General features: G+C 68.6%; 22 protein-coding genes. 13 read left to right on the forward strand and 9 right to left on the reverse strand.

Annotated elements, in window-relative coordinates; genetic code table 11:
- Positions 1–13 precede the first annotated feature (13 nt).
- From nuoH to KAK07_RS17120, 10 genes are read left to right on the forward strand one after another with little or no spacing between them, the layout of a single operon-like run.
- On the forward strand, positions 14–1075 hold the full coding sequence (nuoH, locus tag KAK07_RS17075; RefSeq protein ID WP_210854339.1) for an NADH-quinone oxidoreductase subunit NuoH: 1062 nt from the start codon (positions 14–16) through the stop codon (positions 1073–1075).
- Positions 1076–1090: 15 nt separating this feature from the next.
- Positions 1091–1588: an NADH-quinone oxidoreductase subunit NuoI gene (gene nuoI, locus KAK07_RS17080; RefSeq protein ID WP_210854338.1), complete on the forward strand. Its 498-nt coding sequence runs from the start codon at positions 1091–1093 to the stop codon at positions 1586–1588.
- A 25-nt stretch (positions 1589–1613) separates the two neighbouring features.
- On the forward strand, positions 1614–2252 hold the full coding sequence (locus tag KAK07_RS17085; RefSeq protein WP_210862035.1) for an NADH-quinone oxidoreductase subunit J: 639 nt from the start codon (positions 1614–1616) through the stop codon (positions 2250–2252).
- Positions 2249–2563 carry an NADH-quinone oxidoreductase subunit NuoK gene (nuoK, locus tag KAK07_RS17090; RefSeq protein WP_210801195.1) on the forward strand — a complete coding sequence of 105 codons (315 nt, stop codon included), beginning with the start codon at positions 2249–2251 and terminating at the stop codon, positions 2561–2563. The genes KAK07_RS17085 and nuoK overlap by 4 nt, the downstream gene beginning before the upstream one ends.
- 24 nt (positions 2564–2587) lie before the next feature.
- On the forward strand, positions 2588–4609 hold the full coding sequence (gene nuoL / locus KAK07_RS17095) for an NADH-quinone oxidoreductase subunit L (RefSeq protein WP_210862038.1): 2022 nt from the start codon (positions 2588–2590) through the stop codon (positions 4607–4609).
- A 21-nt stretch (positions 4610–4630) separates the two neighbouring features.
- Positions 4631–6106 (forward strand): NADH-quinone oxidoreductase subunit M, encoded by a 1476-nt coding sequence (locus tag KAK07_RS17100; protein WP_210854335.1) that lies wholly within the window; start codon positions 4631–4633, stop codon positions 6104–6106.
- 16 nt (positions 6107–6122) lie between these two features.
- Positions 6123–7628 (forward strand): NADH-quinone oxidoreductase subunit NuoN, encoded by a 1506-nt coding sequence (nuoN, locus tag KAK07_RS17105; protein WP_210854334.1) that lies wholly within the window; start codon positions 6123–6125, stop codon positions 7626–7628.
- Between the two features lie 4 nt (positions 7629–7632).
- Positions 7633–7950 (forward strand): DUF2818 family protein, encoded by a 318-nt coding sequence (locus KAK07_RS17110; RefSeq protein WP_210854333.1) that lies wholly within the window; start codon positions 7633–7635, stop codon positions 7948–7950.
- Complete coding sequence (locus KAK07_RS17115) at positions 7943–8548, forward strand: NUDIX domain-containing protein (protein ID WP_210862040.1); 606 nt, start codon at positions 7943–7945, stop codon at positions 8546–8548. Before KAK07_RS17110 ends, KAK07_RS17115 begins: the two co-directional genes overlap by 8 nt.
- A complete protein-coding gene (locus KAK07_RS17120) occupies positions 8545–9012 on the forward strand; it encodes a DUF1178 family protein (protein ID WP_210854331.1) in 468 nt (155 codons plus the stop codon). Before KAK07_RS17115 ends, KAK07_RS17120 begins: the two co-directional genes overlap by 4 nt.
- A gap of 90 nt (positions 9013–9102) precedes the next feature.
- Here KAK07_RS17120 and KAK07_RS17125 read toward each other — a convergent pair whose 3' ends face one another.
- Complete coding sequence (locus KAK07_RS17125; RefSeq protein ID WP_210862046.1) at positions 9103–10509, reverse strand: FAD-binding oxidoreductase; 1407 nt, start codon at positions 10507–10509, stop codon at positions 9103–9105.
- Positions 10506–10904, reverse strand: coding sequence for a DUF2069 domain-containing protein (locus KAK07_RS17130; protein ID WP_210854329.1), 399 nt, complete (start codon positions 10902–10904; stop codon positions 10506–10508). Before KAK07_RS17130 ends, KAK07_RS17125 begins: the two co-directional genes overlap by 4 nt.
- Before the next feature lie 21 nt (positions 10905–10925).
- Between KAK07_RS17130 and KAK07_RS17135 the strand changes: the two genes are divergently transcribed.
- Entirely contained in the window at positions 10926–12158 is a 1233-nt protein-coding gene (locus tag KAK07_RS17135) for a YihY family inner membrane protein (RefSeq protein ID WP_210854328.1), read from the forward strand.
- A gap of 9 nt (positions 12159–12167) precedes the next feature.
- Here the strand turns inward: KAK07_RS17135 and KAK07_RS17140 are convergent, their stop codons facing one another.
- Positions 12168–12749, reverse strand: a complete 582-nt coding sequence (locus KAK07_RS17140; RefSeq protein WP_210854327.1) for a helix-turn-helix domain-containing protein — start codon at positions 12747–12749, stop codon at positions 12168–12170.
- A 115-nt stretch (positions 12750–12864) separates the two neighbouring features.
- Between KAK07_RS17140 and kbl the strand changes: the two genes are divergently transcribed.
- Positions 12865–14067, forward strand: a complete 1203-nt coding sequence (gene kbl, locus KAK07_RS17145) for a glycine C-acetyltransferase (protein ID WP_210854326.1) — start codon at positions 12865–12867, stop codon at positions 14065–14067.
- Positions 14064–15014, forward strand: coding sequence for an NAD-dependent epimerase/dehydratase family protein (locus tag KAK07_RS17150; RefSeq protein ID WP_210854325.1), 951 nt, complete (start codon positions 14064–14066; stop codon positions 15012–15014). The genes kbl and KAK07_RS17150 overlap by 4 nt, the downstream gene beginning before the upstream one ends.
- Here KAK07_RS17150 and KAK07_RS17155 read toward each other — a convergent pair whose 3' ends face one another.
- The 6 genes from KAK07_RS17155 to KAK07_RS17180 all read right to left on the reverse strand — a co-directional run bounded on the left by KAK07_RS17155 (position 15015) and on the right by KAK07_RS17180 (position 21053).
- On the reverse strand, positions 15015–15356 hold the full coding sequence (locus KAK07_RS17155) for an Mpo1-like protein (RefSeq protein ID WP_210862048.1): 342 nt from the start codon (positions 15354–15356) through the stop codon (positions 15015–15017). It lies immediately after the preceding gene.
- Positions 15357–15449: 93 nt separating this feature from the next.
- Positions 15450–16847 (reverse strand): sigma-54-dependent transcriptional regulator, encoded by a 1398-nt coding sequence (locus tag KAK07_RS17160; protein WP_210862050.1) that lies wholly within the window; start codon positions 16845–16847, stop codon positions 15450–15452.
- Positions 16848–16862: 15 nt separating this feature from the next.
- Positions 16863–18227 carry a sensor histidine kinase gene (locus KAK07_RS17165; protein ID WP_210862052.1) on the reverse strand — a complete coding sequence of 455 codons (1365 nt, stop codon included), beginning with the start codon at positions 18225–18227 and terminating at the stop codon, positions 16863–16865.
- Between the two features lie 66 nt (positions 18228–18293).
- Positions 18294–18668, reverse strand: coding sequence for a hypothetical protein (locus KAK07_RS17170; RefSeq protein ID WP_210854321.1), 375 nt, complete (start codon positions 18666–18668; stop codon positions 18294–18296).
- 266 nt (positions 18669–18934) lie between these two features.
- A complete protein-coding gene (locus KAK07_RS17175) occupies positions 18935–19738 on the reverse strand; it encodes an alpha/beta hydrolase (protein WP_210862054.1) in 804 nt (267 codons plus the stop codon).
- Between the two features lies 1 nt (position 19739).
- Positions 19740–21053, reverse strand: a complete 1314-nt coding sequence (locus KAK07_RS17180; RefSeq protein WP_210862056.1) for an O-acetylhomoserine aminocarboxypropyltransferase — start codon at positions 21051–21053, stop codon at positions 19740–19742.
- Between the last annotated feature and the right edge of the window lie 129 nt (positions 21054–21182).

The following is a 21182-nucleotide window of genomic DNA, read 5'->3' on the forward strand; positions in this document are numbered from 1 at the left end:
GACGAGACACACCATGATCGACAACATCTACCAATCGGGTCTCGCCACACTGGGCGCCCCGGCCTGGGCCGTGGTCTGGTCGCTGATCAAGATCATCGTCCTGGTCGCGCCGCTGATGGGCTGCGTCGCCTACCTGACGCTGTGGGAGCGCAAGGCCATCGGCCGCACCCAGGTCCGCCCCGGTCCCAACCGTGTCGGCCCCTTCGGACTGCTCACGCCGATCGCCGATGCGGTCAAGCTGATCTTCAAGGAGATCATCCGCCCGACCGCCGCCAACAAGGGCCTGTTCTTCCTGGGCCCGATCATGACCATCATGCCGGCGCTGGCCGCCTGGGCCGTGATCCCGGTCGGCCCGGAAGCGGTGGTGGCCAACGTCAACGCCGGCCTGCTGTTCCTGATGGCGATCACCTCGATGGAGGTCTACGGCGTGATCATCGCCGGCTGGGCGTCCAACTCGAAGTACGCCTTCCTGGGCGCGCTGCGTGCGTCGGCGCAGATGGTCTCCTATGAGATCGCCATGGGCTTCGCGCTGGTCATCGTGCTGATGGTCTCGGGCAGCCTGAACCTGGGTGACGTGGTCGCCGGTCAGCAGAAGGGCACGTTTGCCTCGATGGGCCTGAACTTCCTGTCCTGGAACTGGCTGCCGCTGCTGCCGATCTTCTTCGTCTACTTCATCTCCGGCCTGGCCGAGACCAACCGCCACCCCTTCGACGTGGTGGAAGGCGAGTCCGAGATCGTGGCCGGCCACATGATCGAGTACTCGGGCATGTCCTTCGCGATGTTCTTCCTCGCGGAGTACGCCAACATGATCCTGGTCTCGATGCTGACCGTGCTGTTCTTCCTGGGTGGCTGGGACGCGCCGGTGAGCTGGCTGTCGTTCATCCCGGGCTGGATCTGGCTGGGCATCAAGGTCTTCGTCGTCGTCACGATGTTCCTCTGGGTGCGCGCCTCCTTCCCGCGCTACCGCTACGACCAGATCATGCGTCTGGGCTGGAAGATCTTCATCCCTGTCACGCTGGTGTGGCTGGTCGTCGTGGGTCTGTGGATCCAGTCGCCCTTCAACATCTGGAAGTAAGGGGAGGGCCAACACATGAGCACCAACAACTCCCTCAAGGGTTTCTTCGGCGCCTTCCTGCTGACCGAGCTGTGGAAGGGCCTGGCACTGACCGGTCGGCACTTCCTGTCGCGCACGATCACCGTGCAGTTCCCGGAAGAGAAGACCCCGCTGTCTCCCCGTTTCCGCGGCCTGCACGCGCTGCGCCGCTATGAGAACGGCGAGGAGCGCTGCATCGCCTGCAAGCTGTGCGAAGCGGTCTGCCCGGCGATGGCCATCACCATCGAGGCCGGCGAGCGCGCCGACGGCACCCGCCGCACCACGCGCTACGACATCGACCTGACCAAGTGCATCTTCTGCGGCTTCTGCGAAGAGTCCTGCCCAGTCGACTCGATCGTCGAGACCCACATCTTCGAATACCACGGTGAGAAGCGGGGCGACCTGTACTTCACCAAGGACATGCTGCTGGCCGTGGGCGACCGCTACGAGAAGCAGATCGCCGCCAACAAGGAGGCCGACGCCAAGTACCGCTGATGCGGTCACCCACGCGCTGACAAGAATGAACGCAACCTCCGCCCTGTTCTACCTGTTCTCCGCGGTGCTGCTGGTGTCGGCCTTCCTGGTCATCACCTCGCGCAGCACGGTCCACGCGGCGCTCTACCTGGTGCTCACCTTCTTCAATGCGGCCTGCATCTGGATGCTGCTGAAGGCCGAGTTCCTGTCCATCACGCTGGTGCTGGTGTATGTCGGCGCCGTGATGGTGCTGTTCCTGTTCGTGGTGATGATGCTCGACATCAACACCGACACCATGCGCGCCGGCTTCTGGTCGCACTTCCCGCTGGCCGCCCTGGTGGGCGTGCTGATCGCGATCGAGGTGGCGCTGGTCATGAAGGCCGGCTTCAACCTGCCCGATGCCAAGCCGATGCCGCCTGAAGTGCTGGCCATGGGCAACACCAAGGCGCTGGGCGTGGTCCTCTACACCGAGTACCTCTACCCGCTGCAGGTGGCCGCGGTGCTGCTGCTGGTGGGCATGATCGCCGCCATCGCGCTGACCCTGCGCAAGCGCAAGGACGCCAAGGGCCAGGACCCGAGCCAGCAGGTGCGCGCCCGCCCGGCCGACCGCGTCCGCCTGGTCAAGCTGGCGCCGACGATCGAGGCGCCCTCGGTGCCCAAGACCCCGGAAGGAGGCCAGGCATGAGCGCCGGCATCACCCTGTACCACTACCTGACGCTGGGCGGCTGCCTGTTCGCGCTGTCGGTGGTGGGCATCTTCATGAACCGCCGCAACCTGATCGTGCTGCTGATGGCGATCGAGCTGATGCTGCTGGCGGTGAACATGAACTTCGTGGCCTTCTCCCACTTCCTGGGTGACATGCACGGCCAGGTCTTCGTGTTCTTCATCCTGACTGTCGCGGCGGCCGAATCGGCCATCGGCCTGGCCATCCTGGTCGTGCTGTTCCGCAACCGCGCGACCATTGCGGTCGACGAACTCGACACCCTGAAGGGCTGACCGCCAAGAGGAGCCCCGAAGATCATGTCTGCACAACTGTCCCAGAACCTGCTGCTCACGGTGCCGCTGGCGCCGCTGGTGGGCTCCATCGTCGCCGGCCTGGCCGGCAAGGTGGTCGGCCGCCGCGGTGCCCACCTGATCACCATCCTCGGCGTTCTCGTCGCCTTCATCTGCTCGGCCATGGTGCTGCAGTCGGTGGCGGTCGATGGTGCGCGCTTCAACGCCACCATCTATGAATGGATGTCGGTGGGCCCGCTGAAGATGGAGGTCGGCTTCCTCGTCGACGGCCTGACCGCGATGATGATGTGCGTGGTGACCTTCGTGTCGCTGATGGTGCACATCTACACCATCGGCTACATGGAAGAAGACCCGGGCTACCAGCGCTTCTTCTCGTACATCTCGCTGTTCACCTTCTCGATGCTCATGCTGGTCATGAGCAACAACTTCCTGCAGCTGTTCTTCGGCTGGGAAGCGGTGGGCCTGGTGTCCTACCTGCTGATCGGTTTCTGGTTCAAGAAGCCCACGGCGATCTTCGCCAACATGAAGGCCTTCCTGGTGAACCGGGTCGGTGACTTCGGCTTCATCCTGGGCATCGGCCTGCTGCTGGCCTACACCGGCTCGCTGAACTACGCCGAGGTCTTTGCCAAGTCGGGCGAACTGGCCGCCAAGACCTTCCCCGGCACCGACTGGCCGCTGCTGGCCGTGGCCTGCATCTGCCTGTTCATCGGTGCGATGGGCAAGTCGGCGCAGTTCCCGCTGCATGTGTGGCTGCCCGATTCCATGGAAGGCCCGACGCCGATCTCCGCGCTGATCCACGCCGCGACGATGGTGACCGCCGGCATCTTCATGGTCACCCGCATGTCGCCGCTGTTCGAGCTGTCGGACATCGCGCTGAACGTGGTGCTGGTCATCGGCTCGATCACCGCGCTGTTCATGGGCTTCCTGGGCATCATCCAGAACGACATCAAGCGCGTCGTCGCCTACTCCACGCTGTCGCAGCTGGGCTACATGACGGTGGCGCTGGGCGTGTCGGCCTACAACGTGGCGGTCTTCCACCTGATGACGCACGCCTTCTTCAAGGCGCTGCTGTTCCTGGCGGCCGGCTCGGTGATCATCGGCATGCACCATGACCAGGACATCCGCAACATGGGCGGCCTGCGCAAGTACATGCCCATCACCTGGATCACCTCGCTGCTGGGCTCGCTGGCGCTGATCGGCACGCCGTTCTTCGCCGGCTTCTACTCGAAGGACTCGATCATCGAGGCGGTGGCTGCCAGCCACCTGCCGGGTGCGGGCTTCGCGCAGTTCGCGGTCATCGCGGGTGTGTTCGTCACCGCCTTCTACTCGTTCCGGATGTACTTCCTGGTCTTCCACGGCAAGGAGCACTTCCACCACAAGCCCTTCCCGGGCGAGCATGACCATCATGACGAACACGGCGAGCACCACGAGCCGCATGAATCGCCCTGGGTGGTCACTGCGCCGCTGCTGCTGCTGGCCATCCCCTCGGTGGTGATCGGCTTCCTGACGATCCAGCCGATGCTGTTCGGCGACTTCCTGAAGGACGCGATCTTCGTCAACCACGAGGCGCACCACGCGATGGAAGAGCTGGCGCACGAGTTCCATGGCGCCACCGCCATGGCCCTGCACGCCTTCAGCACACTGCCGTTCTGGCTGGCGCTGGCCGGCGTGGTCACCGCCTACGTCTTCTACATGGTCGCCCCGGGCATCCCGGCGGCCATTGCCAAGGCGCTGAAGCCGGTCATCACCGTGCTCGAGAACAAGTACTACATGGACTGGATCAACGAGAACATCCTGGCCCGTGCGGCCCGCGGCCTGGGCATCGGGCTGTGGAAGGGTGGTGACCAGACCCTGATCGATGGGGCCGTGGTCAATGGCTCGGCCCAGGCGGTGGGCGCCCTCGCGCGCGTCACCCGACTGGTCCAGACGGGCTACCTGTCCTGGTACGCGCTGGTGATGGCGCTGGGCGTGTTCGGTCTGATGACCTGGCAACTGTGGCCCTATTTCCCCGGCCTGACCGGCCGTTGATCAGAGGGCGGAGAACTACAAATGGGTCTGTTGAGCGTTGCCATCTGGCTGCCGATCGCCTTCGGCGTCCTGCTGCTGGCACTGGGCCGTGACGAGAACGCGGGCGCCGTCCGCTGGATCGCGCTGGCCGGTGCCGTCCTGAGCTTTGTCATCACCATTCCGCTGGTCACCGGCTTCCACCTCGACACTGCCGCGCTGCAGTTCGAGGAGAACCTGGCCTGGATCGAGCGCTTCAATGTGCGCTACCACCTGGGTGTCGATGGCATCTCGGTGTGGTTCGTGCTGCTGACCGCCTTCATCACGATCATCGTGGTGATGGCGGCCTGGGAGGTGATCACCGATCGTGCCCACCAGTACCTGGGCGCCTTCCTGATCCTGTCGGGCCTGATGGTGGGCGTGTTCTCGGCCGTCGATGGCCTGCTGTTCTACGTCTTCTTCGAAGCCACGCTGATCCCGATGTACATCATCATCGGCGTCTGGGGCGGCCCGCGGCGGGTCTATGCGGCCTTCAAGTTCTTCCTCTACACGCTGCTCGGCTCGCTGCTGATGCTGATCGCGCTGATCTACCTGTACGCCAAGTCGGGTGGCAGCTTCGAGATCCTCGAATGGCACAAGCTGCCGCTGCCGCTGAACGCGCAGGCGCTGCTGTTCTTCGCCTTCTTCGCCGCCTTCTCGGTGAAGGTGCCGATGTGGCCGGTGCACACCTGGCTGCCCGACGCCCACGTCGAGGCGCCCACCGGCGGCTCGGTGGTGCTGGCGGCCATCATGCTGAAGCTGGGCGCCTATGGCTTCCTGCGCTTCTCGATGCCGATCGCCCCGGATGCCTCGCGCGAGTACGCCTGGTTCATCATCGCGCTGTCGCTGATCGCGGTGATCTACATCGGCCTGGTGGCGATGGTGCAGACCGACATGAAGAAGCTGGTGGCCTATTCGTCGATCGCCCACATGGGCTTCGTCACGCTGGGCTTCTTCATCTTCAACGAGTTGGGCATCTCCGGCGGTCTGGTGCAGATGATCTCGCACGGCTTCGTCTCCGGCGCGATGTTCCTGTCGATCGGCGTGCTCTATGACCGCGTGCATTCGCGCGACATCGCAGCCTACGGCGGCGTGGTCAACACCATGCCCAAGTTCGCGGCCTTCGCGCTGCTGTTCTCGATGGCCAACTGCGGCCTGCCGGGCACTGCGGGCTTCATCGGCGAGTGGATGGTGATCCTGGGCGCCGTCCAGTACAACTTCTGGATCGGCGCGCTGGCCGCCACCGCGCTGATCTTCGGCGCCGCCTACACGCTGTGGATGTACAAGCGGGTCTACTTCGGCGACATCGCGAATGACCATGTGCGCGAGCTGACCGACATCAACGCCCGCGAGTTCGCGATGATGGCGCTGCTGGCCGTCGCCGTGCTGGCCATGGGTCTGTATCCGAAGCCCTTCACCGACGTGATGCACACCTCGGTGGACGCGCTGATCAAGCACGTGGCCCAGCCCAAGCTGCCTTGACGACAGGGCGCACACCATGAATCCTATGAACTGGCTTGTTGTCTCTCCCGAGATCGTCCTGCTGGTCGCCGCCTGCGCGATCGCACTGATCGACCTCTACATCACCGACCCGAAGCGCACGGCGACCTTCTGGCTCACCCAGCTGACGCTGGCCGTGGTGGCGCTGATGCACGCCAGCGCCATGCAGGCCGGCCTGGGCGCCAGCGGCGCGGCGGCCTCGGTCTACGGCATGCAGGGCCTGGTGGTGTCCGACCCGCTGGGCCACCTGCTGGCGATGTGCGCCTCGCTGGCGCTGATGGCCACGCTGGCCTACGCACGCCCCTACCTGGGCGAGCGCGACCTGCTCAAGGGCGAGTTCTTCACGCTCTCGATGTTCGTGCTGCTGGGCGTGTCGGTGATGATCTCGGCCAACAACTTCCTGGTCATCTACGTGGGCCTGGAACTGATGAGCCTGTCGCTGTACGCGATGGCAGCGCTGCGCCGCGACCATGGCGTGTCCACCGAAGCCGCGATGAAGTACTTCGTGCTGGGCGCGCTGGCCAGCGGTTTCCTGCTCTACGGCATGTCCATGCTCTATGGCGCCACCGGCAAGCTGGACCTGCCCGAGGTCTACGCGGTGGTGGCCGCCGGCCAGATCAACCCGGTCGTGCTGACGCTGGGCGTGGTCTTCCTGGTGGCCGGCCTGGCCTTCAAGCTGGGTGTGGTGCCGTTCCACATGTGGGTGCCTGACGTCTACCAGGGCGCGCCCACCGCGGTCACGCTGATGATCGGCGGCGTGCCCAAGTTCGCGGCCTTCGCGATCGCCTTCCGCATCCTGGTCGAGGGCCTGTCCACGCTGGGCCACGACTGGCAGCAGATGCTGATGGTGCTGTCGGTGCTGTCGATGCTGATCGGCAACCTCGCCGCGATCGCCCAGACCAACCTCAAGCGCATGCTGGCCTACTCGGCCATCGCCCAGCTGGGCTTCATGCTGCTGGGCCTGACGCCCACCGTGGTGGCCGCCAACACCACCTCGGCCGCCAACGGCTACAGCTCGGCGCTGTTCTATGTGGTCACCTATGTGCTGACCACGCTGGGCAGCTTCGGCCTGATCATGCTGCTGGCCCGCCAGGGCTTCGAGAGCGAGGAGATCAGCGACCTGGCCGGCCTGGCCAAGCGTGCGCCCTGGCTGGCGGGTGTGATGACCGTCTTCATGTTCTCGCTGGCCGGTGTGCCGCCGATGGTGGGCTTCTACGCCAAGTTCGCGGTGCTGCAGGCGCTGGTCACCACCGGTGACAGCACCTACATCACGCTGGCCATTGTCGCGGTCCTGCTGTCCCTGGTTGCGGCCTACTACTACCTGCGCATCGTCAAGGTCATGTACTTCGACCAACCCGCCGAGTCCGGCGCTGGGCTGACCTCCGGCTCCGGTGTGTCGGCGCTGCTGGCACTCAATGGTGCCGCCGCGCTGGTGCTGGGCCTGCTGCCGCAAGGCCTGATGGCCCTGTGCCGCGACGTGATCGTCGCTGCGCTGCAGGGCTGATCCGATGAGCGCCGGGGCAGCCACCTGGCTCGTGGTGGCGGTCGCGCTGCTGGCCGCGAACCTGCCCTTCGTCAACGAACGCCTGTTCGTCGTCGGGCCGCGGCGCGCGCCCAAGGCTTTCGGCTGGCGGCTGCTGGAGCTGGTGGTTGCCGGCGGGCTGACCCTGTTGCTGGGCAGCGCGCTGGAGGCCTCGCTGGGCCAGCGGGCGCCCCAGGGCTGGGAGTTCTACGCCGCCTGGACCTGCCTGATGCTGACCCTGGCCTCGCCGGGCTTCGTCTGGCGCTACCTGCGGCGCGGCGCGTCGGCGGCGGCGCATGAGTGACGAGCACCTGATCGAGCGCCCGCTGCGTCCGGCCCAGGTGTGGCAGGGGCGCTTCCTTGACGTGCGCTGCGACGTCGCCCGCCTGCCCGACGGCAGCGAGGCCACGCGCGAATACATCGTCCACCCCGGCGCGGTGATGGTCGTGCCGATCACCGATGACGGCCGGCTGGTGATGGAGCGGCAGTGCCGCTACCCGCTGCAGACCGTGCTGCTGGAGTTCCCGGCGGGCAAGATCGATCCCGGGGAACCTCGCTGGCGCTGTGCCCAGCGCGAATTGCTGGAGGAAACCGGCTACCGCGCGCGCGAATGGGCCTGCGCGGCGCTGATGCACAACGCGCCGGCCTACTCGAACGAGCTGATCGAGATCTGGTTCGCGCGCGGACTGGAGCCTGGCCAGCAGCAACTCGACCACGGTGAGTTCCTGGACGTGTGTCTGGTGGATGAGGCCGAACTGGATCGCCTGGCGGCGCGCGGCGAACTCACCGATGCCAAGTCGCTGATCGGCCTGCTGTGGCTGCAGAAATGGCGTGCCGGTCTGTGGGAATTGCAGTGGCAGTCTGCACAGGACCTGGCTTCTGACCGATCATCCGGGGCATGAAGGTCCTGAACCTGCGTTGCGAGCACGAGCACGGTTTCGAAGGCTGGTTCGCGTCGGAGGACGACTACCGGGACCAGCTGGATCGGGGCCTGCTCAGCTGTCCGCTGTGCGCCAGCGCCGCCATCACCCGGCTGCCCAGCGCCCCACGGCTGAACATCTCTGGTGCTCAGCCCTCGCCGACCGCCGAGCCGCGGCCGCCGGCCGAGCCGGCCCGCAGCGCCCAGCCCGAACTCGCTGCCCAGTTGCAGTCGGCGCTGCAGGCCGTCGTGCAGGATCTGATGCAACGCACCGAGGACGTCGGCCCGCGCTTTCCGGAAGAAGCCCGCCGCATCCACTACGGCGAAACCGAGGCCCGCGGCATCCGTGGCCAGGCCACGCCACAAGAGCGCGAGGCCCTGCGCGACGAAGGCATCGAGGTCTTCGCGTTGCCGCTGCCGCCGGGGTCGGGCGGGCCGACGCACTGACCTGCCACTCGGCCCAGCAGCGCCGCGCCGCGGCAGGGCCGCCCGGTCGCACCGCAGAGTGGTCGCACCCTTGCCGGGCCGCAGCGCGCCTCAGGGCCCCAGCAGCCGCCCCGGGTTCATCAGTCCGTCGGGGTCCAGCGCCTGCTTGATGGCCCGCATCATCCCCAGCGCCACCGGCGATTTGCGCCGGGCCAGCTCGCCCCGCTTCAAGGCGCCGATGCCATGCTCGGCCGAGAACGAACCGCCTCGCGCCATGACGGCGTCATAGACGCGCTGGTTCAGCGCCGCCTCGTGCTGTGCCAGAAAGGCCGCCGCGGACTCACCCTGCGGGGCCTGCAGGTTGTAGTGCAGATTGCCGTCGCCCAGGTGACCGAAGGTGACCAGACGGATGCCGGGCACCAGGGCGCGCAGCGTGTCGGCCATCTCGGTGACGAAGCCCGGGATGGCCGACACCGGCAGCGCGATGTCGTTCTTGATGTTCAGGCCTTCCTCGGCCTGGGCCAGCGGGATGCTCTCGCGCAGGTGCCACAGCGCCTGGGACTGCGCCAGGCTCTCGGCGACCACGGCGTCGTCCACCTCGCCCGATTCCAGGGCCTCGCCCAGCACCGCTTCCAGCAGCGCACGGGCCTGGGCTTCGTCGGGCGCGGCCAGTTCCAGCAGCACCGTCCAGCGGGCCGCGGGCAGCGGCTGGGGCAGGGTGGAGAAATGCTTCGCCACCAGGTCCAGCGCGAAGCGCTCCATGACTTCGAAGCCGGTGAGCCCGGCGTCCAGCCGCTGGCGTGCCCGCCGCAGCAGGGCCACGCAGGCCTCGATCGACCCGCAAGCGGCCAGTGCCGTCATCGTGGCGCCCGGGCGGGGGTGCAGCTTCAGCGTGGCCGCGGTGATCACGCCCAGCGTGCCTTCGCTGCCGATGAACAGGTCGCGCAGGTCGTAGCCGGTGTTGTCCTTGCGCAGCCCGGACAGGCCGTCCCAGACCTCGCCCTGCGGGGTCACCACCTCCAGGCCCAGGCACAGTTCGCGCGCGTTGCCGTAGCGCAGCACCTGCGTGCCGCCGGCATTGCTGGCCAGGTTGCCGCCGATCGTGCAACTGCCCTCGGCGGCCAGGCTCAGCGGGAACAGCAGGCCAGCCTCGCCCGCAGCCTGCTGCAGGGTCTGCAGCACACAGCCGGCCTCGGCGGTGAGGGTCAGGTTGTCGGCATCGATCTGGCGGATGCGCTGCATCCGGCCCAGGCTCAGCAGCACCTGGCGTCCGCTGTCGTCGGGCACGCCGCCGCCCACCAGGCCGGTGTTGCCGCCTTGCGGGACCAGGCTGGTACCGTGTTCGCGGCACAGGCGCACCACCGCGGCCACCTCGGCCGTGCTGCCCGGTCGGACCACGGCCAGCGCGCGGCCGCGGTAGCGCTTGCGCCAGTCGACTTCGTAGGCGGACAGGTCGCCGTCGTGCAGCACGTTGGCCGCGCCGACCGTGGCGCGCAGCGCGTCCAGCAGGGTCGTCATCCCAGCGCCGTGGCCGCCTTGGCCCGCTGCAGCCGCCAGCGCACCTGCACCGCGCAGGCCGCGAACAGCACCAGGCACAGCGCGATCTCGATCATGGCCAGGGTCGCGCCCGGTGCGGGCTCGCTGGTGGCGCGCACCAGGCCCTCGGCGCAGTACAGCCAGACCAGCAGGCTGACCCAGCGGTAGGTGTAGAGCCGGTGCTTGAGCAGTCCGGCCAGCGGCAGCAGCAGCGGCAGCACCTTGATCACCAGCGTGCGCCGGCCGGTGGGCGCCAGCCACAGCTCCCAGGCCAGGCACAAGGCGATCAGCGCCAGCAACGCGCCCACCGCCACCCAGCGCGTGATCCGGGTCACGGCGTCGGCTTCCAGCGTCAGCGGGGGCGGCGAGGTTGACATGGGCTGGCATCATAGCGGCCGATGAATGTCCTCGATCCGAACCCCCGCGCCGAACGCGTGACCCTGGCCCTGCTGCTGGAGTCGCTGCGCACCTGGCCGTGGTTCGACACCCTGCGCACGCTGCGCCTGCGCTTTCGCGAAGACCGGCTGGGCCTGACCGCCGGCAGCCTGACCTTCACCACGCTGATCGCGCTGGTGCCGCTGCTGACCGTGATGCTGGCGGTGTTCACCGCCTTCCCGATCTTCAGCCAGTTCCAGGTGGCGCTGCAGAAGTACTTCCTGCAGAGCCTGGTGCCGGACAACATCGCCCGCCCGGTGCTCACCGCCTTGACCCAGTTCGCCAGCAAGGCCAGTCGGGTGGGTGCCGCCGGCCTGATCTTCCTGCTGGTCAGCGCGCTGATGCTGATGCTGACGATTGACCGCACGCTCAACGCGATCTGGCGCGTGCGCACACCGCGGCCGATCGCCCAGCGCGTGCTGGTCTACTGGGCGGCGCTGACGCTGGGGCCGCTGGTGCTGGGTGTCAGCCTGACGCTGACCAGCTATGCGCTGTCGGCCTCCAAGGGCCTGGTCGAGGGCCTGCCCGGGGGCGTCGGCCTGGTGCTCGACGTGCTGCAGTTCGGCCTGCTGTGGGCCACGATGGGCGGGCTGTTCCACTACGTGCCCAACACCCATGTGCGCTGGCGGCATGCGCTGGCGGGTGGGGCCTTCGTGGCGCTCGGTTTCGAGCTGGCCAAGTCGCTGCTGGCCTGGTATGTCTCCAAGGTGGCCACCTACGCCACGATCTATGGCGCCTTCGCCACCGCGCCGATCTTCCTGCTGTGGATGTTCACCGGCTGGGTGATCGTGCTGATGGGGGCGGTGATCGCCGCCTATGCGCCCAGTCTGCAGATGAGGGTGGTGCGGCATTCCGACACGCCAGGCCATCGCTTCGTCATCGCGCTGGCGGTGTTGCGTGAACTGGCCGCGGCGAGGGCGGCCGGGCAGGCTGGCCTGACGCTCAGCGCGCTGGCCGGCGTGCTGCGGATTGACCCGCTGCAGATCGAGCCCGAGTTGGACGAGTTGTTCGAGCCCGACTGGGTCGGCCGGCTGGAAGAGGGCGGCGAACAGCGCTATGTGCTGCTGCGCGATCCGGCGCTCACCCCCGCGGCGCCACTCGTCGACCGCCTGCTGCTGCGGCCCGATGGCCGGGTGGCGGCGTTCCGCGAACGCGCCGGCCTGGCGCGCATGACGCTGGCCGAGCTGCTGGCCTGAGGGCCCGGCTCAGGCCGGGTGCACCACCACCAGCAGTGCGCGGGCTTCGCCGCGACCGGGGTTGCGCAGCGCGTGGGGCTGGTCCACGGCGTAGCGCGCGGTCTCGCCCGGGGCCAGGCGCTGGCGCGCCTCGCCGGCATGCACTTCCACCTGGCCGCTCAGCACGCTCAGGTGTTCGCGGCTGCCGGGCTCGTGCGGCTCCGAGGCCAGCATGCCGCCGGGCTGGATCGTCAGCTCGTACCACTCGAACTGGCCGGCCAGCTCGATCGGGCCCAGGATGCGCAGCTCGCACTGGCCATCCGGGCTGCGCAGCGTGGGCACGGCGTGGGCCGGCACCGCGGCGATCGAAGGCGGCTCAGGTGCGTCGCCCGGCGTGAGCAGATCGGTCAGCGGCACGCCCAGCGCGTTGGCCAGGCGCCAGACCACGGCGACGGTCGGGTTGGCCTGGTTGCGCTCGATCTGCGAGAGCATCGACTTGGACACACCGGCCTGGCGCGACAGGTCGTCCAGCGACAGCTTGCGCGCATGGCGCAGCTGCGCCAGGGCCTGACCCACGCGGGGCGGTTCGGGGGAGGGGGCTGGGCGGGCCATCGCAGTCCTTGAGGGGCAGTCCTTGACGGATCGAACGCTTCACATGATACTGCACGAAAGTTCGATATATCGAACATCGCATGCAAGCAGTGAACACGCCGCCAGGACCCCGACGATGAGCTCCACCGACGCCTTTCTCACCCATGTCCGCCAGGAGCTGGATCAGCTCGACCAGGCCGGCCTCTTCAAGCGCGAGCGCGTCATCGCCACGCCGCAGGGCGCGCATGTGCGCACCACCGATGGCCGCACGCTGATCAACCTGTGCGCCAACAACTACCTGGGGCTCTCCAGCCACCCAGCGGCCATCGCAGGCGCCCACGCGGCGCTGGACAGCCACGGCTATGGCCTGAGTTCGGTGCGATTCATCTGCGGCACCCAGGACCAGCACAAGACGCTGGAACAGCGCATCGCCCGCTTCGTTGGCTGCGAGGACGCGATCCTCTACGCCGCCGCCTTCGACGCCAACGGCGGCCTGTTCGAGCCGCTGCTGGGCGAGGCCGATGCCGTCATCAGCGACAGCCTGAACCACGCGTCCATCATCGACGGCATCCGCCTGTGCAAGGCCAAGCGCTGGCGCTATGCGCACGACGACATGGCCGACCTGGCGCGCTGCCTGCAGGAAGCCCGTGACGGCGGCGCCCGCTTCATCCTGGTCTTCACCGACGGCGTGTTCTCGATGGACGGCACGATCGCCCGGCTGGACGAGATCCGCGCGCTGTGCGACCGCTTTGATGCGATGCTGGGCATCGACGAGAGCCACGCCAGCGGCTTCGTTGGCGCCACCGGCCGCGGCACGCACGAACTGCGCGGCATCTTCGGCCGCGTCGACATCGTCACTGGCACCTTCGGCAAGGCCCTGGGCGGCGCCTCGGGGGGCTTCACCGCCGGCAAGCGCGAGGTGATCGAGCTGCTGCGCCAGCGCTCGCGGCCCTACCTGTTCTCGAACACGCTGGCGCCGGCCATCGTCGGCGGCTCGCTGGCGGTGCTGGATCTGCTGGAGGGCTCCACCGAGCTGCGTGACCGCGTGGCCGACAACGCCTTGTGGTTCCGCCAGGCGATCAGCGCCACCGGCTTCGAGATCAAGCCCGGCACCCACCCGATCGTGCCGATCATGGTCTACGACGCGGTGCTGGCGCAGCGCCTGGCAGCCCGCCTGCTGGAGCTGGGTGTCTATGTGGTGGGCTTCTTCTTCCCGGTGGTGCCCCAGGGCCAGGCGCGCATCCGCGTGCAGCTCAGCGCCGCGCACAGCCGCGACGACCTGGAGCGCGCCGTGGCCGCCTTCACCCAGGCCGGCCGCGAGCTGGGGATCCTGAAATGAGCGCCACGCCGAAGATCCTGATCATCGGCGCCAACGGCCAGATCGGCACCGAGCTGGCCGAGGCCCTGGCGGCCCGCCACGGCCAGAGCGCCGTGGTGACCAGCGACCTGTCGCCGAGGGGGCGTGTGCCCGGCCTGGCCCATGAGGCGCTGGACGTGACCGACGCCGGTGCACTCATCCAGGTGGCCGAGCGCCACGCCATCACCCAGGTCTACCTGCTGGCCGCCGCCCTGTCGGCGCGTGGCGAGCAGCACCCCACCTGGGCCTGGGACCTGAACATGAAGGGCCTGCTGAATGTGCTGGAGCTGGCCCGCACCCACAAGCTGGATAGGGTGTTCTGGCCCAGCTCGATCGCCGCTTTCGGCCCCACCACGCCGCGCGACCACACGCCGCAGAAGACGGTGATGGAGCCCACCACGGTTTATGGCATCTCCAAGCTGGCCGGCGAGGGCTGGTGTGCCTGGTACCACCGCATGCATGGCGTGGACGTGCGCTGCCTGCGCTACCCCGGCCTGATCAGCTGGAAGACGCCGCCCGGCGGCGGCACCACCGACTACGCGGTGGAGATCTTCCACGAGGCGCTCAAGACCAACCACTACACCTGCTTCCTGGGGCCCGAGAGCGCGCTGCCGATGATGTACATGCCCGATGCCATCCGCGCCACGCTGGCGCTGATGGACGCACCGGCCGACGCACTGCGCGAGCGCCACGGCTACAACCTGGCCGGCGTGTCTTTCACCCCGGCGGAACTGGCTGCCGAGATCGCCCGCCAGCGCCCGGGCTTCACGATCGACTACGCGCCCGACTTTCGCCAGGCGATCGCCGACAGCTGGCCGCGCTCGATCGACGATTCGGCCGCCCGCGCCGACTGGGGCTGGCAGCCGCAGGTCGATCTGGCCGCGATGACCGCCGACATGCTGGCCAACCTGGCGCCGCAGGTCCGCTGATCAGAAGCGGATGCGGCCGGTCCAGATGTCCTTGTACATGACCCAGTCGCCCATGAAGCTGTAGAGCGGGCGCTTGAAGCTGGCCGGCTTGTTCTTCTCGAAGACGAAGTGGCCGATCCAGGCGCAGCCATAGCCGCACAGCAGGCCGTAGAGCAGGTACTGCGGCCGACCGGTCCACAGCAGCATCGCCAGGCAGACCAGGGCCAGGGTGCTGCCCAGGAAGTGCAGACGACGGCAGGTGCGGTTGGCGTGTTCGCCCAGGTAGACCGGGTAAAACTCGGCGAAGCTGCGGATCGCGCCCAGGTCGGGCGTGGTGACGCTGGAAGGGGGGGCTGTGCTCATGCGGCGGCTCCGTGCAACGGCTTGGCCCCGATTGCAGCGCGCGCGGGCAGGCTCGGCCATCCGGGCTTGCCCCGGCGTGCTGTCGCGCAGGTGTCAGCCCGTGGCGCGCAGGCCCAGGCGCTCCAGGCGGTAGCGCAAGGTGTCGCGGCTCACGCCCAGCAGGCGCGAGGCCTGGGTGACGTTGCCTTCGCTGCGCCGCAGCGCCTCCTCGATCAGTCGGCGCTCCGCGCGCTCGAGGTTCAGGTCGCTGCCGGCGTCCAGCGGCGCATCGGCGCTGGCAGGCGCCACGGTGCGCAGACCGGCCAGTTCCAGCTCGGTCACCCGGTCGGTGGTGGCCAGCAGCACCGCCTGTTCCATCAGGTTGCGCAACTCACGCACATTGCCTGGGAAACGGTGCGCCCGCAGCCGCTGCTCGGCGCCCTCGCTCAGGCGCATCTCGCCGCGGCGGTAGCGCTGCGCATGGTGCGCCAGGAAATGCCGGGCCAGCACGATCACGTCCTCACCGCGCTCGCGCAGCGGGGGCACCTGCAGCTCGACGATGCGCAGCCGGTAGTAGAGGTCAGCGCGGAAGCGCCCCTCGGCCACCATCTTCTCCAGCGACTGGTGGGTGGCGCTGACGATGCGCACATCCACCGCCTGGTCGCGCAGGCCGCCCAGGCGCCGGAAGCGCTTGTCCTCCAGCAGCTTGAGCAGCTTGACCTGGGTGGCGGCGTCGGCCTCGCCGATCTCGTCCAGGAACAGCGTGCCCCCCTCAGCGGTCTCGACCAGGCCGGCCTTGCGCTGGCGGGCATCGGTGAAGGCACCCTTTTCGTAGCCGAACAGCTCGGCCTCGACCAGGTGCGCCGGCAGGGCGCCACAGTTCAGCTCGACGAAGGGGCCGTCGCGGCGCGGGCCGTCGAAGTGCAGTGCCCGGGCGACGAGTTCCTTGCCGGTGCCTGTCTCGCCGTGGATCAGCACGGCCGGGCCGTCGGCGTCCTCCAGCTGGCTTTCCGAGGCCAGCATCTGGCGGATGCGCTGACGCAGCTGGTGCATCGCGATCGAATCGCCGACGATCTTGTCCAGGCCGCTGCCGGCCGCCTCCCGTCCGGCGTAGTAGTGCACGGTGCGCTGCAGCCGGTCCTGGCTGAGCAGGCGCTCGATCAGCAGGCGCACCTCACCCAGCGCCAGCGGCTTGGACAGGTAGTCCAGTGCACCGCTCTTGAGCGCGTTGACGGCCAGGTCCACGCTGCCGAAGCCGGTCATCAGCACCACCCGGCAGTCCGGGTCCATGGCCTTGAACCGGCCCAGCGCCTGCAGGCCGTCCATGCCAGGCAGGTTGTGGTCCAGCAGCACCAGGTCCGGCCGGAACTCGGGGTACAGCGCCAGGCCTTCCTCGGCGGTCTCCGCCACCCGGGTGTCCCAGCCCTGCCGCGACAGGAAAGTGGCCAGGTTGCGCGCGAGCGCCGCCTCGTCATCGATGATCAGCACGGCGTGGCCGGCGCGTTCAGACATGGTGGTGAAGCGGTGTCAGGTGGGGCTGGCCGGCAGCAAGGGCAGGCTCAGGACGACGCGCGTGCCATGCGGCGTCGCGGGTTCGATGCGCAGGCTGCCGCCAGCGCGTTCCATCGCGCGACGGGCCAGCGGCAGGCCCAGTCCCAGCCCGCGCGGCTTGGTGGTGAAGAAGGGTTGCAGCAACTGGTCGCGTCCGGTGGTCGGCAGACCGATGCCACTGTCCTCGACCACGATGCGCAGCTGGCCGTCGGCCTGGCTGGCGCGCAGGCTGACCTGGTCGCCGCTGCGCGTGGCCTCGGCCGCGTTGGTCAGGACCGAGGCGAGCGACTGGGTCAGCAGGATGTCGTCCAGGGCCACCTCGCCCAGCTGATCGGGCCATTCATGGCTGAACTGCTTGTGCTGGGCGGCCAGGTCGGGGGCGATGCGGGCGCGAGCGGCTTCGAGCACCGGCCGCACGGCGCAGCGGTGGGGTCGGCCCGTGGGGTCGCCGGCGCTGGTCAGCAGCGTGCGCACCAGGTGTTCGATGCGGTCGACGTGGCGGATCACCTCTTCGTGGTCCAGCGGCATGGTCGGCCCCAGTTCGCGGGTGAGCTCGGCTGCGCTGCGGATCGAGCCCAGCGGGTTGCGGATGTTGTGGGCCACGGCGGCGGACAACTCGCCCACCATCGCCAGGGCCTCGTTGTCGACCAGGCGCCGCTGCTGCTCGCCCAGCGCCCGCTCGATGCGGCGTACGAACCACAGCAGCGACAGCACCAGCAGCGAGCCGCCCAGCAGCGCCGCGCCCCAGATGCGGCGCTGGCCCTCGGCCAGGGCCTGGGTCAGGGCGACCGGGCGCCGGTAGAGTTCGATCACGCCGACGATCGGCCCGTTGCGGGCGGCGTGCACGGGGATGTAGTTCTCGACGAACTCGCGCGGCGAGCCCAGCATCACATGCTCGGACTTGTCCGATTCGGCGTCGAAATTCGCCACCACCTCGCCGGCCAGCGCCTCTTCAAGCTCGTCGTTGTGGCCGAAGGTCTGGCCGATCATCTCGGGGCTGCTGGACCACAGCACCCGCTGTTCAGTGGTGTAGGCGTTGATGCGCAGCACATCGGGCATCGCCGCGACATGGGCCAGGAATTCGACGAAGTCGGGGTCGCTGGCGCGCTCAGGGTGGCGGAAGGCTTCCGCGGCCTTCTGGGTGTCGGCCACGCTTTGCACGAAGTCGCGGCTGAGTTCGGCATCGCGGTGCAGCAGGCGCGACTCGATGAAGGCATCGAGCAGCCAGGCCATGCCAATGGCGAACAGGGCCACGCCGATCGAGCCGGCGATCATGAACCAGCGCGTGATGGCCGCAGGGCGGCCCACCGTGGTCATTGAGGGGGACAGGATGTCAGGCATCGGGGCGGGCATCGGCAGCGGGGGCAGGCCGCTGCCGATTGTGCCCGGACCCGGTGACCTGAGGGATCAGCGCACGCGGCAGGCGACGGTCTTGGTCGCGACCAGCGCGCCGGCTTCGGTGTACAGCGCGCCGGTGGCCTGGCCGCCGACGATGAAGTCGGCCGCCAGCGGGGTGGCACCCTTGTTGATGTCGCGCGGACGGCTGGAGAAGTCGATCTCGACTTCACGCTGGATGGTGGGCTGGGCGGTCGAGGTGGCGCTGTTGGCGCCCGAGGTCAGCACGGCGTAGTAGTTGCCGTTGGGAACGCTCTTGCCGTCGACCGAGGCGGTCGAACGGTCGCTGCGGACTTCGCACTTGACGCGCAGTTCGGCCTGGGCGGCGGTGGCGACAGTCAGCGAGGCGATGGCGAGGCCCAGCAGGGTGGTGATGCGACGGGTCATGGCTTGCTCCAGTGTGGTGAGGGATGGATGGGAGGGGGAGAAATGCCCCGGCGCTTTGGTGGGCAGGACCTCGGCGACCGGGACGATCCATGATTCGCAATGGACGTGCCAGCAAGTGTGCAAGGTGCACACTTTTTATAAGTTGTTGATTTATATGGATTCTTGTGGGTCCCGTCGCCTGGCATCCGGGGCCAGCATCGGCCGGCTGGGGCATTTGCCCCACCCACTGGCGTGAAATCCCCCGGTGGCCGGGGGCGATCGCCCGATCAGGCCAGCGCGGCCCGCAGCGCGGCCAGCAGCGCGTCCGGCTGCTCGGTCATGATGGAATGCCCGCCGGGCACCCGGTGCACGGTGGCGCGCAGGCGCTGCGCCAGTTCGCGGGTGAGCTTGGGCGGCGTCATCTGGTCGGCCTGGCCCAGCACCAGGTGGGCCGGGCAGCGCACGGCATCGGCCGACTCGTGGCCGTGGGCGTAGGCATTGCACAGCCCGAAGTCGTGGCGGAACACGTTCGCGCCCTGCGGCCCATGGGCCTGCACCTGGGCCATCAGCTGGCGACCCCCGCCATGCAGCCACATGCCGGGCCCGGGGTAGCTGGGCTTGGCCGCCCAGGTCGACAGCGAGAAGGCATTGACCATGTCCATGCCGGCCTGGGGGCGCTGCTCGGCGGCGTCGAGCAGGCTGGACGACACCGCCATCGGGTAGGCGGTGCCCACCATCACCAGCCGCGACACCCGCTGCGGGTGGCGCGCGGCCGCCTCCAGCGCGATCAGCGAGCCCATGCTGTGACCGACCAGGGCCGCCTGGGCGACACCGGCGGCGTCCAGCACCGCCACGGTCCAGTCGGCCAGCGATTCGATGTCGGGCAGCAGCGGGCCCTCCGAGCGCATGTGGCCCGGCTGGTCCAGCGCCAGCGCGCCGAAGCCATGGTGGGCGCACCAGCGCGCCAGCAGATTCCAGACGCTGTGGTCGTTCAGCGCGCCGTGCAGGAAGACGACGCAGGGCAGGGCGGGGTTGAAGGGCTTGCCGCCGGTATAGGCATAGGCGCGGCGGCCGTGGACGCTCAGCTCCATCTCAGGCCCCCGCTTTCTCGGCCGCCTTCAAGGCGCGGCCCAGGTCATCGATCAGGTCGGCGGCATCTTCCAGGCCGACCGACAGGCGGATCGTGCCGGGCGTGATGCCGGCCTGGCGCAGCGCGGCGTCGTCCATGCGGAAATGGGTGGTCGAGGCCGGGTGGATCACCAGCGAGCGGCAATCGCCCACATTGGCCAGGTGGGAGAAGATCTTCAGCGCCTCGATGAAGGCCACGCCCTGGGCGCGGCTGCCCTTGAGGTCAAAGCTGAAGACCGCGCCCGCGCCGCGCGGCAGCAGGCGCTGGGCCAGGGCGTGGTCGCGGTGGTCGGGCAGGCCGGGGTAGGCCACGCGCTCGACCATCGGGTGGGCCGCCAGGAAGGCCGTCACCGCCCGCGTGTTCTCGACATGGCGGGCCATGCGCAGCGGCAGGGTTTCAATGCCCTGCAGGATCAGCCAGGCGGTGTGCGGGCTCATGCAGGCACCGAAGTCGCGCAGGCCTTCGCGCCGGGCGCGCAGCAGGAAGGCGCCAACGGTGCTTTCCTCGGCAAACACCATGCCGTGAAAGCCCTCGTAGGGCTCGCACAGTTCGGCGAAATGCCCGCTGGCGGCATGCGCATCGGCCCAGTTGAAGCGGCCGGAATCGACCAGCACGCCGCCCACCACGGTGCCGTGTCCGCCCAGGAACTTGGTGGCCGAGTGGAACAGCAGGTCGGCGCCGTGCTCGAAGGGCTTGAGCAGCCAGGGCGGAGTGAAGGTCGAGTCGACCAGCAGCGGCAGGTGGTGGGCGTGGGCGATGGCGCTGACCGCCGGGATGTCCAGCACATCCAGGCCCGGGTTGCCCAGGGTCTCGCCGAACAGCAGCCGGGTGTTGGGGCGGATCGCGGCGCGCCAAGCGTCCAGGTCGTGGGGCGGCACGAACGTGGTTTCAATGCCGAAACGCCCGAGGGTGTAATGCAACAGGTTGTGCGAGCCGCCGTACAGCGCGGCACTGGCCACGATGTGGCTGCCGGAGCCGGCAATGGTGCTCACCGCCAGGTGCAGCGCCGCCTGCCCGCTGGCAGTGGCGATCGCCCCGACCCCGCCTTCCAGCGCGGCCATGCGTTCCTCGAAGACCGCGGTCGTGGGGTTGGAGATGCGGCTGTACACATGCCCGGGCCGCTCCATGTTGAACAGCGACGCGGCGTGCGCGCTGTCCTGGAAGACGAAGGAGGTGCTGAGGTGGATCGGCACCGCCCGTGCGCCAGTGGAGGGGTCCGGGGCGGCGCCTGCATGCAGGGCCAGGGTGTCGAAACCGGGATCTGTCGCGCCAGGCATGAAGAGGGGGCCGTTTGAGGGGCAGCCAGAGCTTGAATGGCACGCATTGTGTGCTATGTTGGGCGCATGCCGTCACAGGGTCCGGGAGACGCTGACCCCGTGGCGGCGCCCAGGCATCCCACGGTCGGA

Origin of the sequence: Ideonella alba (assembly GCF_018069875.1) — a bacterium.
GTDB classification, from domain to species: Bacteria; Pseudomonadota; Gammaproteobacteria; order Burkholderiales; family Burkholderiaceae_C; genus Ideonella; species Ideonella alba.

Excerpts from the sequence above, each read along its gene's own strand:
- nuoH (WP_210854339.1), top strand. The coding sequence starts at position 14 with ATGATCGACAACATCTACCAATCGGGTCTCGCCACACTGGGCGCCCCG.
- nuoI (WP_210854338.1), top strand. The coding sequence starts at position 1,091 with ATGAGCACCAACAACTCCCTCAAGGGTTTCTTCGGCGCCTTCCTGCTG.
- KAK07_RS17085 (WP_210862035.1), top strand. The coding sequence starts at position 1,614 with ATGAACGCAACCTCCGCCCTGTTCTACCTGTTCTCCGCGGTGCTGCTG.
- nuoK (WP_210801195.1), top strand. The coding sequence starts at position 2,249 with ATGAGCGCCGGCATCACCCTGTACCACTACCTGACGCTGGGCGGCTGC.
- nuoL (WP_210862038.1), top strand. The coding sequence starts at position 2,588 with ATGTCTGCACAACTGTCCCAGAACCTGCTGCTCACGGTGCCGCTGGCG.
- KAK07_RS17100 (WP_210854335.1), top strand. The coding sequence starts at position 4,631 with ATGGGTCTGTTGAGCGTTGCCATCTGGCTGCCGATCGCCTTCGGCGTC.
- nuoN (WP_210854334.1), top strand. The coding sequence starts at position 6,123 with ATGAATCCTATGAACTGGCTTGTTGTCTCTCCCGAGATCGTCCTGCTG.
- KAK07_RS17110 (WP_210854333.1), top strand. The coding sequence starts at position 7,633 with ATGAGCGCCGGGGCAGCCACCTGGCTCGTGGTGGCGGTCGCGCTGCTG.
- KAK07_RS17115 (WP_210862040.1), top strand. The coding sequence starts at position 7,943 with ATGAGTGACGAGCACCTGATCGAGCGCCCGCTGCGTCCGGCCCAGGTG.
- KAK07_RS17120 (WP_210854331.1), top strand. The coding sequence starts at position 8,545 with ATGAAGGTCCTGAACCTGCGTTGCGAGCACGAGCACGGTTTCGAAGGC.
- KAK07_RS17125 (WP_210862046.1), bottom strand. The coding sequence starts at position 10,509 with ATGACGACCCTGCTGGACGCGCTGCGCGCCACGGTCGGCGCGGCCAAC.
- KAK07_RS17130 (WP_210854329.1), bottom strand. The coding sequence starts at position 10,904 with ATGTCAACCTCGCCGCCCCCGCTGACGCTGGAAGCCGACGCCGTGACC.
- KAK07_RS17135 (WP_210854328.1), top strand. The coding sequence starts at position 10,926 with ATGAATGTCCTCGATCCGAACCCCCGCGCCGAACGCGTGACCCTGGCC.
- KAK07_RS17140 (WP_210854327.1), bottom strand. The coding sequence starts at position 12,749 with ATGGCCCGCCCAGCCCCCTCCCCCGAACCGCCCCGCGTGGGTCAGGCC.
- kbl (WP_210854326.1), top strand. The coding sequence starts at position 12,865 with ATGAGCTCCACCGACGCCTTTCTCACCCATGTCCGCCAGGAGCTGGAT.
- KAK07_RS17150 (WP_210854325.1), top strand. The coding sequence starts at position 14,064 with ATGAGCGCCACGCCGAAGATCCTGATCATCGGCGCCAACGGCCAGATC.
- KAK07_RS17155 (WP_210862048.1), bottom strand. The coding sequence starts at position 15,356 with ATGAGCACAGCCCCCCCTTCCAGCGTCACCACGCCCGACCTGGGCGCG.
- KAK07_RS17160 (WP_210862050.1), bottom strand. The coding sequence starts at position 16,847 with ATGTCTGAACGCGCCGGCCACGCCGTGCTGATCATCGATGACGAGGCG.
- KAK07_RS17165 (WP_210862052.1), bottom strand. The coding sequence starts at position 18,227 with ATGCCTGACATCCTGTCCCCCTCAATGACCACGGTGGGCCGCCCTGCG.
- KAK07_RS17170 (WP_210854321.1), bottom strand. The coding sequence starts at position 18,668 with ATGACCCGTCGCATCACCACCCTGCTGGGCCTCGCCATCGCCTCGCTG.
- KAK07_RS17175 (WP_210862054.1), bottom strand. The coding sequence starts at position 19,738 with ATGGAGCTGAGCGTCCACGGCCGCCGCGCCTATGCCTATACCGGCGGC.
- KAK07_RS17180 (WP_210862056.1), bottom strand. The coding sequence starts at position 21,053 with ATGCCTGGCGCGACAGATCCCGGTTTCGACACCCTGGCCCTGCATGCA.